A 21,620-nucleotide genomic window follows, 5' to 3' on the forward strand; every position below is an offset into this window, starting at 1 on the left:
TGACATGATAAATCATTAGAAATAATTTATTTCTAATGATTTTTGTCGATAATCAATGAGTCATCGTTCATATTATTTTATTGAGGAATATGCTAATGTTAAAATATTTGAGTTTAACTTCTCTGATAATCTTGATCGCTGGCTGCTCAAGCACCATTGAGCATATCATTACTCCTACAGAAGACTCTAAAAATTCAAAGCTCAGTTGGGAAATGGAAGGTCGCGCGCCTGAATGGCACATTAGTATCAACGATCAACGCTTTCATGGATCATTCCCCGGCCGTTATGAAGGACGCGTAATGACCTGGGAGGAAACAATCAAAGCGAACAAAATCTATTTAAAAGCTAATAGCCAAACCGCTAAGATTGAATTAACTGAGGAATATTGCACTGTTGCAGGTAAGGATTATACCCATTCAGCAACAGTCGATATCAATCAACAAACATTTAAAGGTTGTGCAAAACGTAAATCATGAGCCGATTATCCGTTATATTATTCGAGCCTGAAATTCCACCTAATACAGGCAACATCATCCGACTTTGTGCAAATACTGGTGCAAAACTACATTTAATCAAGCCATTAGGATTTAAATTAGAAGATAAAGCCTTAAGGAGAGCTGGTTTAGATTACCACGAATGGGCTGATCTCAAAACATGGGATAGCCTAGCTGAATGCTTAGATTATATTAAACCCAATAATGCATTTGCCATGACAACCAAAGGTACCCGTTCATTCTTTGATGTCAAATTTACAGACAATGATGCTTTAATTTTTGGCCCAGAAACTCGTGGCTTGCCTATGGATTTTTTAAATAGTCTGCCACATGAAATGCTATGTCGTCTGCCAATGACAGAAAATGGACGAAGTTTAAATTTATCTAATAGTGTTGCTATCGCCATCTATGAAGGATGGCGACAACTAAACTTTACTTCTTTGAATTAAGCTGTTTTCTTTTCCGTTCTGCTCGAATCATTCGAGCAGTTTTTGGATCAATCTGCAATGGTCGATAAACTTCTATCCGATCACCCTCTTGCAAAATATAATCTAACTCGACTGATTGATTAAAAACACCATAAATTGGTGTTTCTATCATAGCTTTTGCTTTTTCATCCAACAAGAAATTGGGTAAAGCATCCTGCAATGCACTGCCTTCTTTAATCATTTGATACTCTTGCAATTGCTCATCGGGCAATGCCAAAACATACTCTACTTTGATCATATTATTCGCCATAAACAACCTTTGCTCGATCAGAGAAAGCTTTGATCATAGAACCATACATATTCTCAAAAATTGGATTAAGCATATTAGATAATAAACCAATCGATAAAGTAAAATCGAGTTCAAATTCAATCTTTGATTCCGTCGCAGATAGTGGAATAAATTTCCATTCACCGTATAGTTTTTTAAAAGGGCCATTTACTAAAGACATCTGAATCATCTCACCATCCACCATACGATTCCTGGTGGTGAAAGCTTTATTCACAGGCCCCATTAAAACACCGACAGAAGCATCCATTTCACACTCTGTCTGACGCAGTATCCTAGCTGTTTTACACCATGGTAAATATTCTGGATATTTCTCTACATCATTAACTAAATCAAACATTTGCTTAGCCGAATAAGGTACGACTTTACTTTTACGAATAATTGGCAAAGAAAACTCCTGTTACTTCTGTTGCGCCGCCTGCACTGCGGTAATCGCAATAGTGTAAACGATATCTTCAACTAATGCACCACGAGATAGGTCATTCACTGGTTTTGCTAAACCTTGAAGCACTGGCCCAATGCTAATTAAGTTCGCACTTCTTTGTACCGCTTTATAGGTTGTATTACCCGTATTTAAGTCAGGGAAAATAAATACTGTTGCTTGACCTGCAACTGGACTATTCGGTAATTTTTGCTTACCCACAGAAGGCACATAAGCTGCATCAAATTGAATAGGACCATCAATCAATAAAGATGAATCCAATGTTTTTGCAATTTCTGTCGCCTCTTTTACAGCATCTACCGCAGGACCTGCGCCTGATGTACCTGTTGAGTAAGAGATCATCGCAACACGTGGATCAATACCAAAAGCCTTTGCAGAATTTGCTGATTGTACCGCAATACCGGCCAATTGTTCTGGTGTTGGGTTAGGATTCACTGCGCAGTCTCCATAAACATGCGCACCTTCAGGCATCAACATAAAAAAGATACTAGAAACGATTTTAGAACCTTTTTCAGTACCTAAAAATTGAAATGCTGGACGAATAGTATCTGCAGTAGTATGTACAGCACCAGAAACAAGTCCATCCACATCATCAACAGCCAACATCATCGTTCCCAAAACAACACGATCTTGGATCTGCTCTTTAGCTTTTTCAGGCGTCAGTCCTTTGTGCGCTCTTAACTCAACCATTTTATCAATGTATTGATCTGCGATACTAGCTGGCTCAATAATTTCGATGCCTTCAGGCAATTGAATCCCTTCTCTTGCAGCAACGGCTTCGATTTCTGCACGCTCACCCAATAAAACACAATTGGCAATTTGACGATCATGACAAATTACAGCAGCTTTCAATGTTCTTGGCTCATCACCTTCAGGTAATACAATGCGCTTATTTGCTTTACGCGCACGATCAATCAATTGATATTTAAAAAATGCAGGTGTTGTGATTGGCTTTTCAACATAATTTTTAATATCGTCCACCAATGAATCAATTTTTAGATTTTCAGCAATAAAAGCCACAATTTCATCCAGATTCGATAATGACTCATTCTCACCAATTAAACCCAAACATGGAATTTTCTTTTCTGTCACAACTTGGCACGCAGCTTCTTCAACTGATAAAATTTTATCAGCCATTCTATTAGCAACGAACCCTACCAATTCATTATCAAACACATCAAAGCGTTTAATATAGAAATCTAAATATTCACCAATTTCGCACAATGTATTACGACCAGAATTACCAGCAAAAATTAAACCTGACTGGAATGTTGCTGCTAAATCTAAATTTAATTTTTCAGTAAAAGGATTACGGGCATTCAGTTCAACACCTTCTATAATAACCACATCATTATTTTCATGTGCCTGCATCACAAGCTCAATAGATTTTTCTAAAATTGTGTCGTAATGATCCGTCAAAATGCTCTTTTCAACGTTATTCATTTTCATTGAAGCAGGCGCAGTTTTACCAAAAACATGCTGATATAAAATATCAATATCTTTTTTAGAATGACTGATAGGCTTAACATAGCCAACCTTTAATCCTTTTGCTTCTAAAGCTTTCACAAATGCAAAAGTAATAGGATAAAGATTTCTGATTTGACCAATTGGGCTAATAAATAATGTTTTCATTAAACGACTTCCTTTGTTGAACGAAAAAGGATGATCCCAAGATCATCCTAATATTTTCTAGTAAAAATTAAAGTGCATTCACAATCTTCACTGTATCTCTTACAATCATGAGTTCTTCATCTGTGCACAGCACCATAGCTTTACCAAATGTTGGGCTTTCACCAATAATGCCTTCCTTACCGCGAGAAGTCGCACTGTTTGCAGCTTCATCTACTTTAAAGCCCAAAAATGCTAAATGCTCCAAGACTTTCTTGCGCGTCATTACGTCATTTTCACCAATACCACCTGTGAATACTAATGCATCCAAGCGACCTAATGGCACGATGAAAGAAACAATTTTCTTCGCTAAACGATAAATCATAATTTCTAGTGCAAGTTTTGCCCCCTTATGACCTTCTTCAGCTGCTGCCCATAATGTACGGCAGTCATTCGATAATTCTGAAATACCCAATAAACCACTTTTGCTATTTAATAATGTATCGATTTCATCTACATTCAAATTTAATTTAGAAGATAGAAATTTCACAATACCTGCATCCACATCACCTGCACGCGTCCCCATCACCAAACCTTCTAATGGTGTGAATCCCATGGTTGTATCAACAGATTTGCCATTTTTAATAGAGGCCAAAGAAGAGCCATTACCCAAATGCGCACTAATAATTGCCGAGTTATTTCTATCTAAGCCCAATTTTTCAATAGTCTTGTCAGCAATGTAACGATGGCTTGTACCATGGAAACCATAACGTCTAATATTATGATCACGATATAAGTCCATAGGGATAGCATATAAATATGCGGTCTCTGGCATTGTTTGGTGATACGCTGTATCGAATACAGCCACTTGTGGCAATGTTGGAAATGCAGCAATTGCAGCCTCAATACCGATTAAATTTGCAGGGTTATGAATTGGCGCATAAGGAATACATTTTCGAATTTGTGCAACAACCTCATCATTGATTAATGCTGAATCTTTAAATTTAATCCCACCATGAACAACACGATGCCCAATAGCTTTAATTTTATCTAAATAGCCTTGGTCTTTTAAAAAACTCAAGATAAAATCAACCGCTGCTTTATGTCCGCTACCATCACCTAAATCTGCAGGAGTTTTATTGCCATTCCAAGATGTTGTGATCACTGCACCAGCTTCACCTAATCTTTCAGCTAAACCAGACATCTCTACTTGTTCACTCACCTCATCCATTAATGAAAATTTAAGCGATGAACTACCGCAGTTAAAAATAAGGATATAAGACATAAATTCTCCGTGAATTTCAATTTGTTATTAATCTTCAAGCAATACTTTTATACAACCTAACTGCTCATTTATTCTCAATATATTAAAAATCTTCATCTTCATGTTGCTCATTTAAATTACTATAAATTAATATAATTTTAGATGAGCACCCACTCGCATTTGAAAAAGGATTCACCACACGATCTATCGATAGCCAAATCCCCCAACTGCGATCCTGCAACTGCCAAAACATACCTTCATCTGACTCATTGAACGTAGCCTTATTTAGCTTTTTAGTCAAATGTTTTATGTAAGCATTTTGTTGCTTATCACAATTTACATCATTATTTGAGTAATAACTGAAACTAACATCATTTAACAACCACTCTCCGTCTAGTTTCATATACGTCATTTCTAAACTATTTGGCTTTTTATAAGCAGATAACACCAACTCATCATCTGTTTCTAAAGTGGTGTCTAATTTACCGAAAAAATTCTGATTCGCAATCATATCATATGGAGTCAATTGAGGTAGATCAGAATTTAACAAAAAATTACTTATATTATCTAAAGTTATCGCTTTTGAAAACACTGGCAATAAACCTAACCCTAAAAATATTAATACTCTCTTATTGCCCATAATATATACTCAAACCCCACCATCACATCATTTATTATTAAAATGATCCTACATTAAAAACATTCCCGCCAAATAAGAATAACTCTCAAATCCGTAAAATCTCATTTGGAACCCTCTTATAGATTTACTATACTAAAGTTTTTCAATCTCTCAATGAAGGTAACTCTCCATGCGTAAACATAAATACCTAGCCGCAATTGGTATCACAATCCTTACTTCTGTATTCTCTCTTGCATCTTTTGCAAATGCAAAAGATAAGCTCAAAGTTGTAACAACTTTTACAATTATCCAAGATATGGCTCAGAATGTTGCAGGCGATGCTGCAACTGTTGAATCTATTACGAAACATGGCGCTGAAATTCATAACTATCAGCCAACACCCAAAGACATCTTACGAACACAATCTGCAGATTTAATCTTATGGAATGGATTAAATTTAGAAAACTGGTTTGAGCGCTTCTTTGAAAATATGAAAGATGTTCCTTCAGTTGTGATCAGTGACGGCATTATTCCTATGTCAATTGTTGAGGGTGAATATAGCGGCATGCCTAACCCTCACGCTTGGATGTCTGCCACAAATGCTATCATTTATATTGACAATATCCGTGATGCACTCATTAAATATGACCCCGATAATAAAGATATCTATACTACCAATGCAGAAACTTATAAAGCAAAGATCAAAGCATTAGATCAACCATTACGTGATCGTTTAGCCAACATTCCACAAGATAAGCGTTGGTTAGTGACAAGTGAGGGTGCTTTCAGTTATCTTGCAAAAGATTATGATTTAAAAGAGCTGTATTTATGGGCAATCAACGCTGAACAACAAGGTACACCACAACAAGTTCGTAAAGTTATCGAAACTGTTCGAGCAAATAACATCCCTGTAGTATTCAGTGAGAGTACTGTATCTGATAAACCTGCAAAACAGATCAGTAAAGAAACAGATGCGATTTATGGGGGCGTTTTATACGTTGATTCATTATCAGATCCAGATGGTCCAGTTCCAACATACATTGATCTTCTACAAACAACTGTTGAAACAATTGCAAAAGGTTTTAATCAATGATTTCACAAGAAAAATTTTCACTCACAGTAGAGAATTTAACAGTGACATACAATAATGGCCATACGGCCATTAGAGATGTTAATTTTCATTTGGATGGTGGTACTATTTGCGCACTTGTTGGTGTTAATGGTGGCGGAAAATCCACATTATTTAAAAGCATCATGGGCATGGTAAAACCAACCAAAGGCTCAGTTTCTATCAACGGTGGCAATGTTAAGACTGCATTAAAGCAAAATACAGTCGCCTATGTACCACAAACTGAAGAAGTTGACTGGAACTTTCCAGTGTTAGTTTCTGATGTGGTGATGATGGGACGTTATGGCAAAATGAATTTTTTGCGCATTCCATCTTCTAATGATAAAACCAAAGTTTTAGAGTCTTTAAAACGCGTCAACATGGAATCATTAGCTCATCGACAAATTGGTGAATTATCGGGCGGGCAAAAAAAGCGTGTGTTTTTAGCACGCGCTTTAGCCCAAGAGGGCAAAATAATTTTATTGGATGAGCCTTTTACTGGTGTAGACGTGAAAACTGAAAATGCGATTGTAGATTTACTCCGCAAGCTCCGTGATGAAGGTCATTTAATTTTAGTTTCCACACATAACTTGGGTTCTGTACCTGAATTTTGTGATCAAACATTATTTATCAATCGTACAATCATTGCAGCAGGTCCAACAGAAACAACCTTCAACCATCATAACCTAGAAAAAACTTTTGGTGGTGTATTGCGCCATATTCACATTGATGGTGATGATCTGCATGATGATAGCGACCCTCGCCGCGTAACAGTATTAACAGATGATGAACGTCCTGCTGTATTCTATGGTGTTGATAAAAATGATCCACCTAGAACGAGTACACAAGCGCCAAAGGGAGAAAAATAATGTGGGAATTATTAACTGAACCCTTTACCTATGAATACATGCGCAAAGCTATTTGGGTCAGTGGATTAGTTGGCGGTACATGTGCTTTCTTATCTGCTTACCTAATGCTAAAAGGCTGGTCCTTAATGGGTGATGCCTTATCTCACTCTGTTGTACCTGGTGTTGCAGGTGCTTATGCATTAGGATTACCCTACTCAATCGGCGCATTCTTTTCCGGTTTACTTGCTGCTTTTTCTATCACTGTGATTCGTCATTTTACACAGCTTAAAGAAGATGCCATTATTGGTTTTATATTTTCCACATTCTTTGCTGTTGGGCTATTTATTGTATCCCTGAATCCCACATCAGTTGATGTACAATCTATTATCTTTGGTAATATCCTTGCCATTGCTGATAGTGATATCTTACAAGTCAATATTATTATTGCTGTTTCACTCATTGTCTTGTGTGTTATTTGGAAAGATTTATTAGCAGTTTTCTTTGATGAAATTCACGCTCGCTCTGTTGGTTTATCACCATTAAGATTGAAAATCATTTTCTTCACATTACTCAGCGCATGCACAATCGCAGCATTACAAACTGTTGGTGCAATTCTCGTAATTGCTATGGTTGTCACACCTGGTGCTACTGCTTATCTTTTAAGCGATAAATTTTCTCACATTATCATTATCTCCATCATTATTGGCTCTTTAACTAGCATTGTTGGCGCTTGGCTAAGCTACTTTCTAGATGGGGCAACAGGTGGCGTCATTGTTACTTTACAAACTGGGTTATTCTTATTGGCATTCTTCTTTGCACCAAAATATGGATATATTGCAACACGCCTAAAAATTCGTAAAGGAGCACAATAATGTCAGAATTATTCAACTTCTTTATAGAACCCTTTCAGCTAGAATTAATGCGCAGAGCACTATACGCAGCCATCATTATTGCAATTGTCTGCGCGCTCTTTTCATGTTTCTTAGTACTCAAAGGTTGGTCTTTAATTGGGGATGCTATTTCTCACGCTGTATTGCCAGGTATTGCAGTAGCTTATTTAATTGGGATACCATTCATCGTAGGTGCATTTATTTCTGGTATTTTCTGCTCATTTGCCACTGGATTTATTAAAAATAATTCTAGAATCAAAGAAGATACGGTCATGGGAATTTTGTTCTCAGGAATGTTTGCCATCGGCATCATCATGGTGACAAAAATTCATACCAATATCCATTTATCACACATTTTATTTGGTAATATTTTAGGTATCACTCAAAATGAATTTATTTTTACGGTTGTCATCAGTATTATTATCAGTGCTGTTATTTTATTAAAGCTCAAGGATTTTATACTATTTTGTTTTGATGCCACCCAAGCTAAAGTGGTAGGATTGCCAGTAACATTTTTACATTATTTATTATTGTCAATGCTTTCCTTAACCATTGTAACAACATTACAAGCTGCCGGTATTGTGCTTGTGATCGCAATGTTGATATCACCTGGCATTACAGCTTTTCTACTGACTAAGCGATTTGAACTTATGCTCATTATCGCAGTACTCGTTTCTGTCACTGCTTCTGTAATTGGCACCATTATCAGTTATCACTTAGATGCAGATACAGGGCCGTCCATCGTTATTGTTCAAGCAATTATTTTTGTTCTAGCCTATATCTTAAGCTTAATTTTACGTGCAAAAAAGCCACAACATGCATAGCATGTGTGGCTTTGCCACTTCTTAATAATTCTAATTAACTCAAAGATCCTGCGGCTTCAAGTAATAAATCACTTAAAAACCAATAAGCAAAGCTAAAATAGATCACAACTCCCAAGAAATCCATAATAGATGTCAACATAGGTGAGCTTAACGTTGCAGGGTCAATGTTAAAACGTTTTGCAATAAATGGTAAAAATATCCCAATTAACCCCCCCACAAATGTTACTGTTACCATTGAAAGACCAATAATTAATAAAACTTCAATACTAATATTTTCTTTAAAGAAGTATGCTAAAACAATTTCAGCTGAAGCAACAGTACAACCTAGCATTAATGCAACAGGCACTTCTTTCTTAAATACAAACCAGATATCTTTCCACTTAAGCGTAAGATCCCCCAAAGCCATTGAACGGATTACTAATGTTGCAGACTGACTACCTGTATTACCGCCCATATCTACAATAGGCGCTAAGAATGCTGCCAAAATAATTACTTCAGATAAAATTTCTTCTTGTTTGGCAACAAATGAACTTGTAAATACACCAAACACCGTTAGGATAATTAACCAAAAACCACGTACAGTAAACATCCGCCAAAATCCAGAATATTGATAATCTAATTCAGGACCTGACATCGGTACGTTACCACCAAGCTTAGCAAATGAATCGGCAGACGATTCACGTAGACGCTCCATTGCATCATCCACCGTAACAATACCGACTAAATGACCATAACCATCCGTAACAGGCAGTGCTTCTAAATTATAACGCTCAATTAACTCGACTGCGATCCGATCTTTATCGGATGCTCTTGCCTGAATAATATCCTTAACCATTACATCTCTAATGCAATCATCATCATGACTCATTAATAGATCTTGCAATGATAAAACTCCAACTAAATGGCGATATTCATCTGTTACATAAATCATAGATAAAGCTTCTTTTGTTCGCGCATCGATACGAATTTGCGCCCAAGTATCCCTTACTGTTGCTGTTTCTGGAATATTGACATAATCTGCCGTCGTCATCGCGCCCACTGTACCTTCAGGATAAGATGATAATGCGATAATCGCCTCTCGCTCTTCTTTATCTAAAGAAGGTAATATTTGTCGGCGCTGTTCTGTATTCAACATCACAAACAAACTAACTTGTTCATCTGATGGCAAGTCTTCAAATAAGCGCCCTAAAGTTTCGATCGATAAATGAGGAACAAATCTTAACTTCTCTTCTTCTTCAAACTCTTCAAATAAATAAGATAAATTTGCAGAATCTAGCTTTTCTAACAAAGACACTACTGATTCTGTGGGAAATTCCTCCACTACATCTGCAATATCAATCGCTTTTGTATTTTTGATTAATTCAACAAATGCTTCTGCATCACCTGTTTCAATGATCGGCTCTAAATAAAAATATAAGTTAGATTGTTGATAAACGCTCATGACTGCTCCTTAGTTATATTGTATATAGGAGACTATGGTTTGGACATCACCCACCTCTAATATTAATAGATAATAACTTACTTAATATTAGATATAAGTGAAATTGTGAATAGATCTTCAGATTGCCTGAAGATAGAAAAATTCTCAGGACTTAACTGCTGATCTCATGATCAAAACACAAGGATATGATCGGGTCCTCATCCACAGAACTTTTCTCCAAATAATAAAAAAACGTATTATACAGACTCATTTCACAATGTAACAATTTTTATTTACAAAAATAAATAAAATTTAATGCCATGAGCAATGACCAACCTTACTCATCCTATTCAATATTATTCTGATAAAATCATTATGATTAAATTAATATCATTCAAGGGTACCTTATGAATAATAAATTGCAACCATTCGCCCTATCAAAAAGATGATTTTAGCAAAACTCATGAGCAATAAAAAAGGCTTAATAACATTCATTAAGCCTTTTTTACTTTGATCCCAAAATGGCATCATTAACCTTCTGTCGGCGCAACCACTTGTTGTTCTCCTGCTGAATTTTCAGATATTGGAGCTGTAGCAGTTTCATCACCTGCTGATGAAGCACCGCCTTCACCAGGTAGAGTTACAAAACCAATATTCCCCAAACCAGCCTTACTTAATGAAGTAATTGTTTTAGCAACAATTTCATAAGGCACTTTAATATCAACATGAAATTGTACCAATGGATTATAATCAGGCCCATTTTTAGCTAGAGCTTCTGATTTCAATGTTGTTAAAGTGTTTAACACTGCTTCATCTGAGTCCATTTTAACTTCATTAATATGCACTTCAGAATCACCATTAATCGCAACTAAAATAGGTTTATTCTCCACTTGATCCGGCGTCGTTTTCTCTTTTAAATCGACAGCTTCTGGTAACTTTAATTGAACAGACTGTGTTACCAATGGTGCTGTAAGAATAAAAATGACCAAAAGTACTAACATGACATCGATCAATGGCACCATATTAATTTCAGCACGTGCACGAGAACTCGTACCACGTAAACGTCCAAATGCCATGATTAAGCTCCTTTTGTTTGGCTCTTATCGCAACAATCATTCTTGCAATGCACACACTCACCACCTAATAAATTTAATAATTCATAAGCAAATGAATCTAATGCACCAATGGTTACTTGATTACGTCGAATCACCCAGCTATGTGCTAATACCGCAGGAATAGCAACGGCCAAACCCACACCTGTCATAATCAATGCTTCACCTACAGGGCCTGCAATCTTATCAATTGTACCTGCACCTGTTGAACCAATCTCAATCAATGCATGATAAATACCATACACTGTACCAAACAATCCAACAAAAGGAGCCGTTGCAGAGATAGCAGCCAAAGCTGTTACACCGTTTTCACAGCGTAAATTAATCTCATCTAATTTTGTGCTCAAAGCTCGTGTAATCACTTCACCTAATGAACCGCTATCTCTTAATGATCCGCCATGTGCTTTTTTATAACGTTGTACAGCATGCACTCCTGCATCTGTTAAAATTTCATGATAATTATTAGGCGTATGCTCCATTAAATAACCATCAATATCTTCTACTGACTTGGCATTCCAAAACATTTTTAAGAATTTTTTAGTATGGCGCTTTTCAGAAAAGCCTTGCAAAGCTTTCAAAAAAATAATGAGCCAAGATACGATAGACATCGTAATTAAAATAACAAAGAGTATCTTACTCAACATATCAGCTTGGCCAATAAAGTTTTCAAAGCCCAATCCACTTACTTCTGGTTGCATGTGTTTTCCTTTTTCACTTAAATAAACTTATAAATCAATCTAGAATCTCAATTGATATGGCACTCGCACAACAATAGACTGTGCTTTACCATCCACAATGTATGGTTTTAAACGAACCTTATGAGCAGCTGTCATTGCTGCTTTATCAATCTGATCATTCCCAGAGGATTTTTCTATCCTGACAGAGACAGCTTTACCTTGTTCATTAATCTTAATTAATAAAATAGTTGTCCCACCTGTGCGGCGCATCAATACAGATCTTGGATAATTAGGTGCAGGTTTTGATAAAACAGAGATATCCTGCATAGAAAACACTCGATTTTCTACACGTTTAGACTGACGCTTTGGCTGTGGCTTAGCTTCTTGTTTTTTCTTTTGTGGCTTTGGTTTTGGTTGTTCTTTTTTCTTCTCTTGAATTTTAGGTGCTTCAGGAGCTGGCTGTTTAGTGGTGATAATTTCTTCCTTCGGCTCTTCAATAACAGGCTCTTCAGGCACTTCTTCCACTTTCTCTTCGACAACTTCCTCTTCTTTAATTTCTTCCTTGATTTCTTCTTTAACTTCTTCCTCAGGCTCTGTAGGTTCTGTTAAAAGCTCTTCATCATCATGCTGATTTGTAATCTCTGCGGCATCATCAACACCCGCCAAACTTATGTTATGCATGATCATTGTTGAAGGCTCTAGCATAATTTGATGATCAGGCGAACGGCTACCTGCATAAGTAATACCATAAAGAAGACCGCCATGAAACAAAAAAACGCCCAACATAGCGGTCGCTACTAATGTTTTGCTAGTTTTATAGTGTTGTAACGGCACAATCTTTCCTTCTTACATTCTAATGATTCAATTTAACAAACTGTTAGATTCTAGAAACAATATTCAGCTCAGAATTATTCACATTTACAGCTGATATGTCAATACAAATAACAATTATTCTCATTTGATTATTGTCAAAATATTAAATAAAACCTATCAATACTAATTATCAATCAGTAAGTTAATCATTAAATAATACAAGTATAAAAAAAGAGAAAGCTCATCACTTTCTCTTTTTATGATACAAATATATACAGTTAACACATTATTTAATGCTATTGAGTGTCTCATATAAAAACCAAACTCGCTGTTCAGCCTGATCAATCCAATCATCCAACAAATTAGTTGTTGCATAATCATCATATTGATCAGTAATAACATGCAACGCTCTCAATTCTTGACCTAAGCGCTGATTATCTTCCATTAAAATTTCTAACATTTTTTGAGCATTCACAGCAGAGTCATTGTTATCTTTAATTGTTTGCAACTGAGCTATTTCCCCAATGGAATGAATGGTCACGCTGCCAATTTTGCGAACGCGCTCCGCAGCTGCGTCCACAATAGCTAAAATCTCACTTGCTTGATCATCCAATAACAGATGATATTCACGAAAATGTGGGCCACTAACATGCCAATGGAAATTTTTAGTTTTTAAATATAAAGCAAATACATTTGCAAGTAACTGGTTTAAACCTTTGGTAATCTGTACAACACCTTCTGACTCGATTGAAGTAGGAGCCCAACTGTTTTTTCTTTCCATTTCTTTTATTTTTGCTGATGCTTTCATCATAATCTCCTTTTTCATAATTAATGCATGAGTACTGATTCGTTGAAAATAATGATAACGCCACACTATATGAATGGCTATTTGATAGTCATTATATAAACTATAACTTTTTTTAATGACACAACCGATATCTGCTATCTGCCAAAAACCTTATTAGTTAATTTTTTTTTATAATAATCAACTATTGACTTAAAAAATCTCCAGATAATTTTTTAAAGCCTCATCTCATAAATAAGGCAAACAGATTGATAAATATATAAAAATAATTGGTAACACAATAACTAACCTTAAACCAGACATAATTTAGCATCCCAAAAATAATGCCAAAATAAAAACATAATCAACAATATCAATTAACTAGATTAAAACATATTACATGCAACATTATTTTTACTACAAAATAGATACATCTAAGAGATATAAATCAAAATTTCATTATAAAAAATATTAGAACAATAGTTTTTTTTATACTATACTTTTCCCAATTCTATGGAAGTGATCAATCTTTATATTACGCCCATAAGAACAAATCAATTACATAAGATCATTAAGCATGTACTTAATCTTATGACTCTATTGTCATTGAGCTGTTTTAGGAGGTATTTATGCTACCCACAATAAGCTTAGAATCTAGTTTTATCACTAATTATTGTAGTATAAACTATAAAATTTCAGCCGATGAACAACCATATATCCCCTTGATAAAAGACATAAATCAAAAGCACATTTTTGATCTCTTTACACTAGGATTAATACAAGGATACATTTGTCCAACAATTTTACAGACTCTTTTGCTAAGGAGAAAACCAAATGAGTTATGACTTAATTATTAAAAATGGCTTAGTGATTCTCGAAACTGGTGAAACCAATATTGATGTTGCCGTTAAAAATGGCAAAATCGCAGCGCTTGGTTACGACTTAGGTGATGCCGAAGAAATCATTGATGCAGAAGGCTTAATCGTTAGCCCTGGCATGGTGGATGTTCATGTTCATATTACTGATCCAGGTGGCGTGCGCGCTGATTGGGAAGGATATGTCACAGGTACAAAAGCATGTGCCAAAGGCGGCGTGACAACTTTTGTAGAAATGCCATTAAACCAATTACCTGCAACAGTGAATGGTGAAAGCATTCGTAAAAAATATGCGGCAGGTCAAGATAAATTACGTGTGGATGTTGCATCATTTGGTGGCCTAGTGCCTTTTAATCTAGATGGTGGCATTCAAGAATTGAATGATGAAGGCGTTGCAGCTTATAAATGCTTTATGGCAACGTGTGGCGATCCAACTTTAGATGGCGACTTCTCTAACGTAGATGATTACGCATTGATGGAAGGCATGAAACAAATTGCTAAAACAGGGAAATTATTAGCAATCCATGCTGAAAATGCAGCAATCACAGATGCATTAGGCCGTGCTGCTAAAGCTCGTGGTGAAAAAACATTGGCAGAATATGTTGCAACCCGCCCTGTATTCACCGAGGTTGAAGCAATCCGCCGTGCGATTTTCTTCGCTAAATTAACAGGTTGCCGTATTCACATCTGTCACGTTGCATGCCCAGAAGGCGTTGAAGAAGTCATCAAGGCACGTGAAGAAGGTTTAGATATTACATGTGAAACTTGTGTTCATTACTTATACTTCACAACAGATGAATTAGACTCCATTGGCATGTCAGCTAAATGCTCACCACCAATCCGTGATCAGGCAGCGCAAGATGGCTTATGGAAATATGTTATTTCAGGTGCCGTTATCACTGCTGTATCAGATCACTCACCTTGCACACCAGATTTAAAAGATAAAGACAATGCATTTGATGCTTGGGGCGGTATTTCAGGCGTACAAAACAACGTTGATATCCTATTTGATGAAGGCGTACAAAAACGTGGTTTATCTTTAAAAGCATTTGCTGATTTGATTGCAACTAAACCATCAGAACGCTTTAACTTACCAATGAAAGGCTCTATTGCATTGGGTAAAGATGCTGACTTTGTATTCATTAAACCACAATCAGCTTACACTTTGAAAGCTGAAGACTTGGAATATCGCAATAAGTTCAGCCCTTACGTTGGCCGCACAATCAATGCACAAATTGCTCGTACAATTTTACGTGGCAAAACAATTTATGCATTAGGACAAGGCGTAACTGAAGGTGCAGTGGGTCAATTTATTCGCCGATAAAATCGGCATATACACAACTTTTGAGAGTAGTTGTTAAAGGAAAAATTATGGCAAATACAGAAAACCATGAAGTCTGCGAAAAAGCTGCTAACATTGATCAATCGCTATTACCCAAAAAAGCTGAAGAACGCACCGTTGGCCCATTAGGATATGTATTCATGTGGATTGGTGATGGCATCAATCTTGGCAATATGACCTTGGGTGCTAGTTTAGTTGTAGCAGGATTAGCAACTATGAACATCTACCAAACCTTCGCTGCTGCTTTAATTGCGATTGGGATAATCTCCACTGTATTTGCCTTAAATGATCGTGTGGGTTATCGCACAGGTATTCCTTATGTTGTTCAATTAAGGATGTCATTTGGCGCAAAAGGTGCAATCATCTCTTCCCTTCTGCGTGGTATTCCTGCCGTTGTTTGGTACGGTTTCCAAAGTTGGATCGGTGCTACAGCTTTAAATGAAATTGTAAAAGTATTCTCTGGCCATACCTTTGATAATATCTTTATCTGTTTCTTAGCATTGCAAGCGATTCAAATCGTATTATCACTCTATGGCTTCCATGCGATTAAATGGGTAGAAATCTTAATTTCACTAGTTGTCATTGCTGCTTTAATTTATGTATTCATCATCTTATTGCAACCACATCATCTAACGAAAATCACTGATACTTGGGTCAATACTCCGGGTACTTGGGGCTTGCCATTCTTCGGTTTCATTATGATGTTCTTAGGCAATTACGCTGCCATTTTCTTAAGTGCAGCTGACTATTCGCGTGAATTGAAAACTGGCATCAGCGATGGTAAACGCGGGTTCTTATACTTCTTACCAATCGTAATTGCATACGGCTTTGTATTAACCATTGGTGTAATGTTAGCTTCTGCAACTGGCAATACAAACCCAGTGCAAGCATTTGCGATCATTGTTGAAAATGATTACATCACTGTCGCAGTATCAGCATTCATTGTATTGGGTGCTATTGCTGTGAACATGGTTGCAAACATTGTGCCACCTGCTTATGTGATCACTTTAATTACTAAGATGAAGTATAAGCCTGCTGTTGTGTTAACTGGTTTATTAGCAATCGCCGCTTGCCCTTGGGTTTTGGTTGATGAAAACTCAGCGAAAGGCTTACAGATCTTCATATTAACGTATTCAGCATTTTTAGGCCCAATTGTTGCGATCTTACTATTGGAATACTATGTATTAAGAAAACAGCAAGTAGATGTGCAGGAGCTTTACAACACATCAGGACAATTTGCAGGCTTCAATAAAGCTGCAATCATTGCAATGTTGATTGGTGCAGGCGCTGCATTCATTGAAGTGAATTTGGCTTGGATTGTTGGATTTATTGTGGGCGGTGTAGCTTACATGATCTTAACTAAAGTGGCTTTCTTAGATTCGCCATTCCGCAAAGGAACGATCTTTGAAGACAAACAAAAATAGTTAAATCAAATACCCTGTAAAACTAAAAATGCCTGACTTGTTCAGGCATTTCTATATAATACTCACAAAACTAATATCAACTTATCTCTATCACAATGAAAGAATTAATCTTAATTAGACATGGCGAAGCTGAACACCTAACAAATAATCTTACTGGAGGTTGGAGCGACCATCCTTTAACAGAATTAGGTATGCAACAAGCTTTCAAAACCGCACAAAGCATCTATAGCTATTTATTAAATAATGCACACATTAGTTTATATAGCAGCGATCTTATACGTGCACAAACTACAGCACAACAAATTCAGTCTCACCTTAAAATTAATCAAATTCATTATCATCCAGGTTTACGCGAATTAAATAATGGTATTGCTAAAAATATCTCTATAGATGATGCAAAAAAATTGCTAAACCCTATCACACACCCCACATTAGATTGGATTCCATATCAAAATGGAGAAAGTTGGAGAATGCTCAACCAGCGCATTGATACAACAATGGAAGAAATTCACTCACATACCCATGATGATACTGTCATTATTATTTCACATGCTAATGCCATTATTTGCATGATACATTGGTGGCTGAATATCAAAGAAGATCATCACCTTACAAATATTATGTACAGCATCGATCCTTGTAGCATCACACATTTAATTCAAGATAAACATGGGTGTTTGACTATTAAAAAGCTGAATGATACTTCTCATTTAAAATAACGTAAGTTTAAAGCAAAAGCCTTCTTAGATTACTAAGAAGGCTTTCTTGTTTTGCGAGTCGATCTATAAGCCGGGTTCTGTCGAGAATTATCATTCATCTAGGGATACAATCACTCATATCCTCAAGCAACCTACCCGAATACAGTGCGGATCACACTATGCATATTCCTATTTGGTCTTGCTCCAAGTGGGGTTTACCTCAGCTACATCAAGTCACCTTGTGTACGGTGCGCTCTTACCGCACCTTCTCACCCTTACCGAGACTTTCATCTTTAGGCGGTTTAATTTCTTCAGCACTTTCCATCAGCTCACGCTGTCTAGACGTTATCTAGCACTTTGATCCGTGGAGCCCGGACTTTCCTCGGATGATTTCTCACACGCGATAATCCAATCAACTCACGCGAGAATTATCCTCTCTTCACAAAAAATGGCAACCCTTTTTCAAGAATTGCCATCATTTAATACAATTATGAATATATTTAGTATTGATCTAGATAAAGAAAATCACTGTTAATAAGATATAAACAGGAATCAATACTAATACAGACCATTTCATGTAACCAAAGAACGTCGGCATATTCACACCAGCTTGTGTTGCAATACTCTTCACCATGAAGTTTGGCGCATTACCAATATATGTCACAGCACCCATAAATACAGAACCCATTGAGATCGCCAACAATGTCGGGCTCAAGTCTGTCATTAAGTGTTGCGCATCACCTGATGCCAAGTTGAAGAACACTAAATATGTTGGTGCGTTGTCCAAGAAGGCAGACAATGCGCCCGTCATCCAAAAATACATGCTATCAATTGGTGCACCATTTGTATCATGAACCATATTCACAATGCCAGACATCGAACCATCAGCACCTGCTTTCAAGATTGCCAATACTGGTGCAATTGTAATAAAAATACCTGCAAATAACTTTGCCACTTCCAATACAGGATCCCAACCAAACTCATTCTTTTCATGAATAATCTTAGGGGTTAATTTTAATGAAATTAGCGCTAATATTAATAAAACTGCATCACGAAAAATATTTTGCAATTCAATTGGGGTGCCTAAAATTGTAAATTCAATATTTGGCTTCCAAAAACCAGAAATTAAAACGCCAACAACCATACCTGCTAAGAATAAAAAGTTAAATTTACCTTGGATACTGAAAGGCACTTTTTCTGTTACAACATCAGCAATATTGCCTTCTTTCTTGTAATAGTAAGAATCAATGACAAAGAAAACTCCCAATACAATTGCACTTGTGATCAGCAAAGGCATAAACATGTGCTTCATTGTCCAAAGGAAATCAACACCTTTTAAGAAACCTAAAAATAATGGCGGATCCCCTAATGGCGTCAAACTACCACCGATATTGGCCACTAAGAAAATGAAGAAAATCACAATATGCACACGATGTTTACGATTTTCATTCGCACGCAGTAATGGGCGAATCAACAGCATTGCCGCCCCTGTTGTCCCCATAAATGATGCAAGAAATGTACCAATTAATAAAATTATAACATTTAACTTCGGCGTCCCCTTTAAACTACCTTCCAAGTAGATACCACCAGACACTGTAAATAATGCAAAAATCAAAATCATGAATGGTATGTATTCTAATAAAATTGCATGAGCAACCACATGACTTAGGTCCACAAAACCAAATGAAAACAAAAATGGAATAATAAATCCAAGACACCACAATGCAGTGATCTTACCAAAATGATGATGCCAAATATTAACAGCAACTAAAGGGAAAATCGCAATAGATAATAAAATCCCTGCAAATGGAATTACCCATAACAAACTAGCACTTGCACCATCAAATCCTGCAGAAAATGCTGGAGATGACAGCCCTAACATAACTAATAATAAAGATGTAAATAACCTCATATCTTCTCTTCTATAATTGAATCAAACAGTGAAGATACTACCTCAATCATTCTCTCAAGGCTACAAAAAATCTACACTTTTCTCATTTTTAATAAGAAATCATGCTTTATTCTTATCAAGAAAAAGGGATCATGTAGCTTATGATCCCTGATATAACTATACACTTATATAAAGTAAATTAATGAATTAACCAAATACTTTAAAGCGTTCTACTTCATCCATATGAGATTTTTCACCTGCTCCTGCAACAATTGAACCAAATGGCATTTGTGCATGTAATGTCCATGATTCAGGAATGCCATATTCTTTAGCCACATCATTATCAATGAGTGGATTATAATGTTGAATATTTGCACCAATATTACTTTCTGCTAATAACAACCAAACAGCATACTGCGCAATCGCTGTGGATTCTTGTGACCATTTTGGAAAATTTGCTGCATATAATGGGAATTGTTCTTGCAAACCTTTAACAACATTTTGATCTTCAAAAAATAAGACTGTACCAAAGGCTGCTCTGAAACCATCAATGCGTGCTTTTGTTGGCTCAAACTGATCAGCAGGTACGATTTGGCGTAATTGTGCCTCTGTCATATCCCACACTTTAGTATGCTCATCACCAAATAAGATCACAATGCGTGAACTTTGCGAATGAAATGCAGAAGGCGCCTCGCTCACAGCTTTCTTAATCATTGAAGCAATTTCATCTTTCGATAAATCCATATTTTTACCTAATTGATAAATTGTTCTACGTTTTTCTAATAAATTTTGAAAATTACTCATAATGATATCCTTTACATAACTAAAGTAGATGTGATTCAACTCAAAAATTTGAAACTTGATTATAAATATTTATCCATCAAATGCGAGCTATTTCCATCTAACAAACTGTTCTACAAATGAAACAATTAAGTTATTGGCAAATATATATAGGATCTATTTTTCAAGCAGTGATTTATTAGCATAGATTCAGTATAATGACAGGATTGATTTTCTTATTTATTCATTCTAAGGATTTGAACATGTCGTCAATCGAACAAAAAAGTGCTAATGCTATCCGTTTTCTAAGTATGGATGCAGTCCAAAAAGCAAACTCAGGCCATCCGGGCGCACCAATGGGAATGGCAGAAATGGCTTATGCACTTTGGCATAATCACCTTTCTCACAATCCAAGCAATCCAAATTTCTTTAACCGTGATCGTTTCATTTTATCAAACGGTCACGCGTCAATGCTTTTGTACTCTTTGCTTCATTTGACAGGTTATGATGTTTCAGTTGACGATTTAAAAAATTTCCGTCAGTTAAACTCAAGAACCGCTGGCCATCCTGAGCACGGCTATATTCCTGGCATCGAAACAACAACAGGTCCTTTGGGTCAAGGTATCACAAATGCAGTTGGTTTTGCATTGGCAGAAAAAATGCTAGCAGCAGAATTCAACAAAGATGATTTTAGCATTGTTGATCACTATACATATACATTCATGGGCGATGGCTGCATGATGGAAGGTATCTCTCACGAAGCTTGTGCTTTAGCAGGTACTTTGAAATTAAATAAATTAATCGCACTGTATGATGACAACGCAATTTCTATCGATGGTGATGTATCTGGTTGGTTCACAGATAATACAAAGCAACGTTTTGAAGCTTATCAATGGAATGTAATTGGCCCAATTGATGGCCATGATATTGAAG

General features: G+C 36.3%; 22 protein-coding genes and 1 other RNA gene. 10 read left to right on the plus strand and 13 right to left on the minus strand.

Annotation, left to right across the window (positions count from 1 at the left end):
* Positions 1-95: 95 nt before the first annotated feature.
* The gene (locus BZK14_RS04560) at positions 96-476 is read left to right on the plus strand and encodes a hypothetical protein (protein ID WP_077925387.1); all 381 of its coding nucleotides are present in this window, start codon (positions 96-98) and stop codon (positions 474-476) included.
* Positions 473-943, plus strand: coding sequence for a tRNA (uridine(34)/cytosine(34)/5-carboxymethylaminomethyluridine(34)-2'-O)-methyltransferase TrmL (trmL, locus tag BZK14_RS04565; protein ID WP_077925388.1), 471 nt, complete (start codon positions 473-475; stop codon positions 941-943). The genes BZK14_RS04560 and trmL overlap by 4 nt, the downstream gene beginning before the upstream one ends.
* On the opposite strand, the gene BZK14_RS04570 is transcribed toward trmL, so the two are convergent.
* The 5 genes from BZK14_RS04570 to BZK14_RS04590 all read right to left on the minus strand — a co-directional run bounded on the left by BZK14_RS04570 (position 927) and on the right by BZK14_RS04590 (position 5,222).
* Entirely contained in the window at positions 927-1,220 is a 294-nt protein-coding gene (locus BZK14_RS04570; protein ID WP_245831155.1) for an RnfH family protein, read from the minus strand. The two genes, trmL and BZK14_RS04570, sit on opposite strands and share 17 nt — an antisense overlap.
* Position 1,221: 1 nt before the next feature.
* Entirely contained in the window at positions 1,222-1,656 is a 435-nt protein-coding gene (locus BZK14_RS04575) for a type II toxin-antitoxin system RatA family toxin (protein WP_077925390.1), read from the minus strand.
* 12 nt (positions 1,657-1,668) lie between these two features.
* The gene (pta, locus tag BZK14_RS04580) at positions 1,669-3,342 is read right to left on the minus strand and encodes a phosphate acetyltransferase (protein ID WP_077925391.1); all 1,674 of its coding nucleotides are present in this window, start codon (positions 3,340-3,342) and stop codon (positions 1,669-1,671) included.
* A gap of 67 nt (positions 3,343-3,409) precedes the next feature.
* Positions 3,410-4,603, minus strand: a complete 1,194-nt coding sequence (locus BZK14_RS04585; protein WP_077925392.1) for an acetate kinase — start codon at positions 4,601-4,603, stop codon at positions 3,410-3,412.
* Between the two features lie 82 nt (positions 4,604-4,685).
* Positions 4,686-5,222, minus strand: coding sequence for a hypothetical protein (locus BZK14_RS04590; RefSeq protein WP_077925393.1), 537 nt, complete (start codon positions 5,220-5,222; stop codon positions 4,686-4,688).
* 169 nt (positions 5,223-5,391) lie between these two features.
* On the opposite strand from BZK14_RS04590, the gene BZK14_RS04595 reads away from it, so the two are divergent.
* Genes BZK14_RS04595 through BZK14_RS04610 form a run of 4 tightly spaced genes read left to right on the plus strand, consistent with a single transcriptional unit; the run spans position 5,392 to position 8,871 of the window.
* On the plus strand, positions 5,392-6,294 hold the full coding sequence (locus BZK14_RS04595; RefSeq protein WP_077925394.1) for a metal ABC transporter substrate-binding protein: 903 nt from the start codon (positions 5,392-5,394) through the stop codon (positions 6,292-6,294).
* Positions 6,291-7,178, plus strand: a complete 888-nt coding sequence (locus tag BZK14_RS04600; RefSeq protein ID WP_077925395.1) for a manganese/iron ABC transporter ATP-binding protein — start codon at positions 6,291-6,293, stop codon at positions 7,176-7,178. Before BZK14_RS04595 ends, BZK14_RS04600 begins: the two co-directional genes overlap by 4 nt.
* Entirely contained in the window at positions 7,178-8,029 is an 852-nt protein-coding gene (locus BZK14_RS04605) for a metal ABC transporter permease (protein ID WP_077925396.1), read from the plus strand. The genes BZK14_RS04600 and BZK14_RS04605 overlap by 1 nt, the downstream gene beginning before the upstream one ends.
* Entirely contained in the window at positions 8,029-8,871 is an 843-nt protein-coding gene (locus BZK14_RS04610; protein ID WP_077925397.1) for a metal ABC transporter permease, read from the plus strand. Before BZK14_RS04605 ends, BZK14_RS04610 begins: the two co-directional genes overlap by 1 nt.
* A 34-nt stretch (positions 8,872-8,905) precedes the next feature.
* Here the strand turns inward: BZK14_RS04610 and mgtE are convergent, their stop codons facing one another.
* The 5 genes from mgtE to BZK14_RS04635 all read right to left on the minus strand — a co-directional run bounded on the left by mgtE (position 8,906) and on the right by BZK14_RS04635 (position 13,704).
* On the minus strand, positions 8,906-10,312 hold the full coding sequence (mgtE, locus tag BZK14_RS04615) for a magnesium transporter (protein ID WP_077925398.1): 1,407 nt from the start codon (positions 10,310-10,312) through the stop codon (positions 8,906-8,908).
* A 509-nt stretch (positions 10,313-10,821) separates the two neighbouring features.
* A complete protein-coding gene (locus BZK14_RS04620) occupies positions 10,822-11,367 on the minus strand; it encodes an ExbD/TolR family protein (protein ID WP_077925399.1) in 546 nt (181 codons plus the stop codon).
* A 2-nt stretch (positions 11,368-11,369) separates the two neighbouring features.
* Complete coding sequence (locus BZK14_RS04625) at positions 11,370-12,101, minus strand: MotA/TolQ/ExbB proton channel family protein (RefSeq protein WP_077925400.1); 732 nt, start codon at positions 12,099-12,101, stop codon at positions 11,370-11,372.
* A 39-nt stretch (positions 12,102-12,140) separates the two neighbouring features.
* Positions 12,141-12,914, minus strand: a complete 774-nt coding sequence (locus BZK14_RS04630) for an energy transducer TonB (RefSeq protein WP_077925401.1) — start codon at positions 12,912-12,914, stop codon at positions 12,141-12,143.
* A 265-nt stretch (positions 12,915-13,179) separates the two neighbouring features.
* Complete coding sequence (locus BZK14_RS04635; protein WP_245831156.1) at positions 13,180-13,704, minus strand: Dps family protein; 525 nt, start codon at positions 13,702-13,704, stop codon at positions 13,180-13,182.
* Positions 13,705-14,511: 807 nt separating this feature from the next.
* On the opposite strand from BZK14_RS04635, the gene allB reads away from it, so the two are divergent.
* The 3 genes from allB to BZK14_RS04655 all read left to right on the plus strand — a co-directional run bounded on the left by allB (position 14,512) and on the right by BZK14_RS04655 (position 18,037).
* Positions 14,512-15,876, plus strand: a complete 1,365-nt coding sequence (gene allB, locus BZK14_RS04645) for an allantoinase AllB (RefSeq protein ID WP_077925404.1) — start codon at positions 14,512-14,514, stop codon at positions 15,874-15,876.
* Between the two features lie 47 nt (positions 15,877-15,923).
* Positions 15,924-17,318, plus strand: coding sequence for an NCS1 family transporter (locus BZK14_RS04650; RefSeq protein ID WP_077925405.1), 1,395 nt, complete (start codon positions 15,924-15,926; stop codon positions 17,316-17,318).
* A gap of 95 nt (positions 17,319-17,413) precedes the next feature.
* On the plus strand, positions 17,414-18,037 hold the full coding sequence (locus BZK14_RS04655) for a histidine phosphatase family protein (RefSeq protein WP_077925406.1): 624 nt from the start codon (positions 17,414-17,416) through the stop codon (positions 18,035-18,037).
* A 50-nt stretch (positions 18,038-18,087) separates the two neighbouring features.
* Here BZK14_RS04655 and rnpB read toward each other — a convergent pair.
* From rnpB to BZK14_RS04670, 3 genes are all read right to left on the minus strand, one after another.
* An RNA gene (rnpB, locus tag BZK14_RS04660) (RNase P RNA component class A) lies at positions 18,088-18,436 on the minus strand.
* A gap of 91 nt (positions 18,437-18,527) precedes the next feature.
* Positions 18,528-19,928: a sodium:proton antiporter gene (locus BZK14_RS04665; protein ID WP_077925407.1), complete on the minus strand. Its 1,401-nt coding sequence runs from the start codon at positions 19,926-19,928 to the stop codon at positions 18,528-18,530.
* Positions 19,929-20,114: 186 nt separating this feature from the next.
* A complete protein-coding gene (locus BZK14_RS04670; RefSeq protein WP_077925408.1) occupies positions 20,115-20,711 on the minus strand; it encodes a nitroreductase family protein in 597 nt (198 codons plus the stop codon).
* 239 nt (positions 20,712-20,950) lie between these two features.
* Between BZK14_RS04670 and BZK14_RS04675 the strand changes: the two genes are divergently transcribed.
* Positions 20,951-21,620: 1-deoxy-D-xylulose-5-phosphate synthase N-terminal domain-containing protein (locus BZK14_RS04675; RefSeq protein ID WP_143691342.1), on the plus strand; the 670-nt coding region annotated here is incomplete at its 3' end.

Source organism: Wohlfahrtiimonas larvae (genome assembly GCF_002006755.1).
Lineage (GTDB): Bacteria > Pseudomonadota > Gammaproteobacteria > Cardiobacteriales > Wohlfahrtiimonadaceae > Wohlfahrtiimonas > Wohlfahrtiimonas larvae.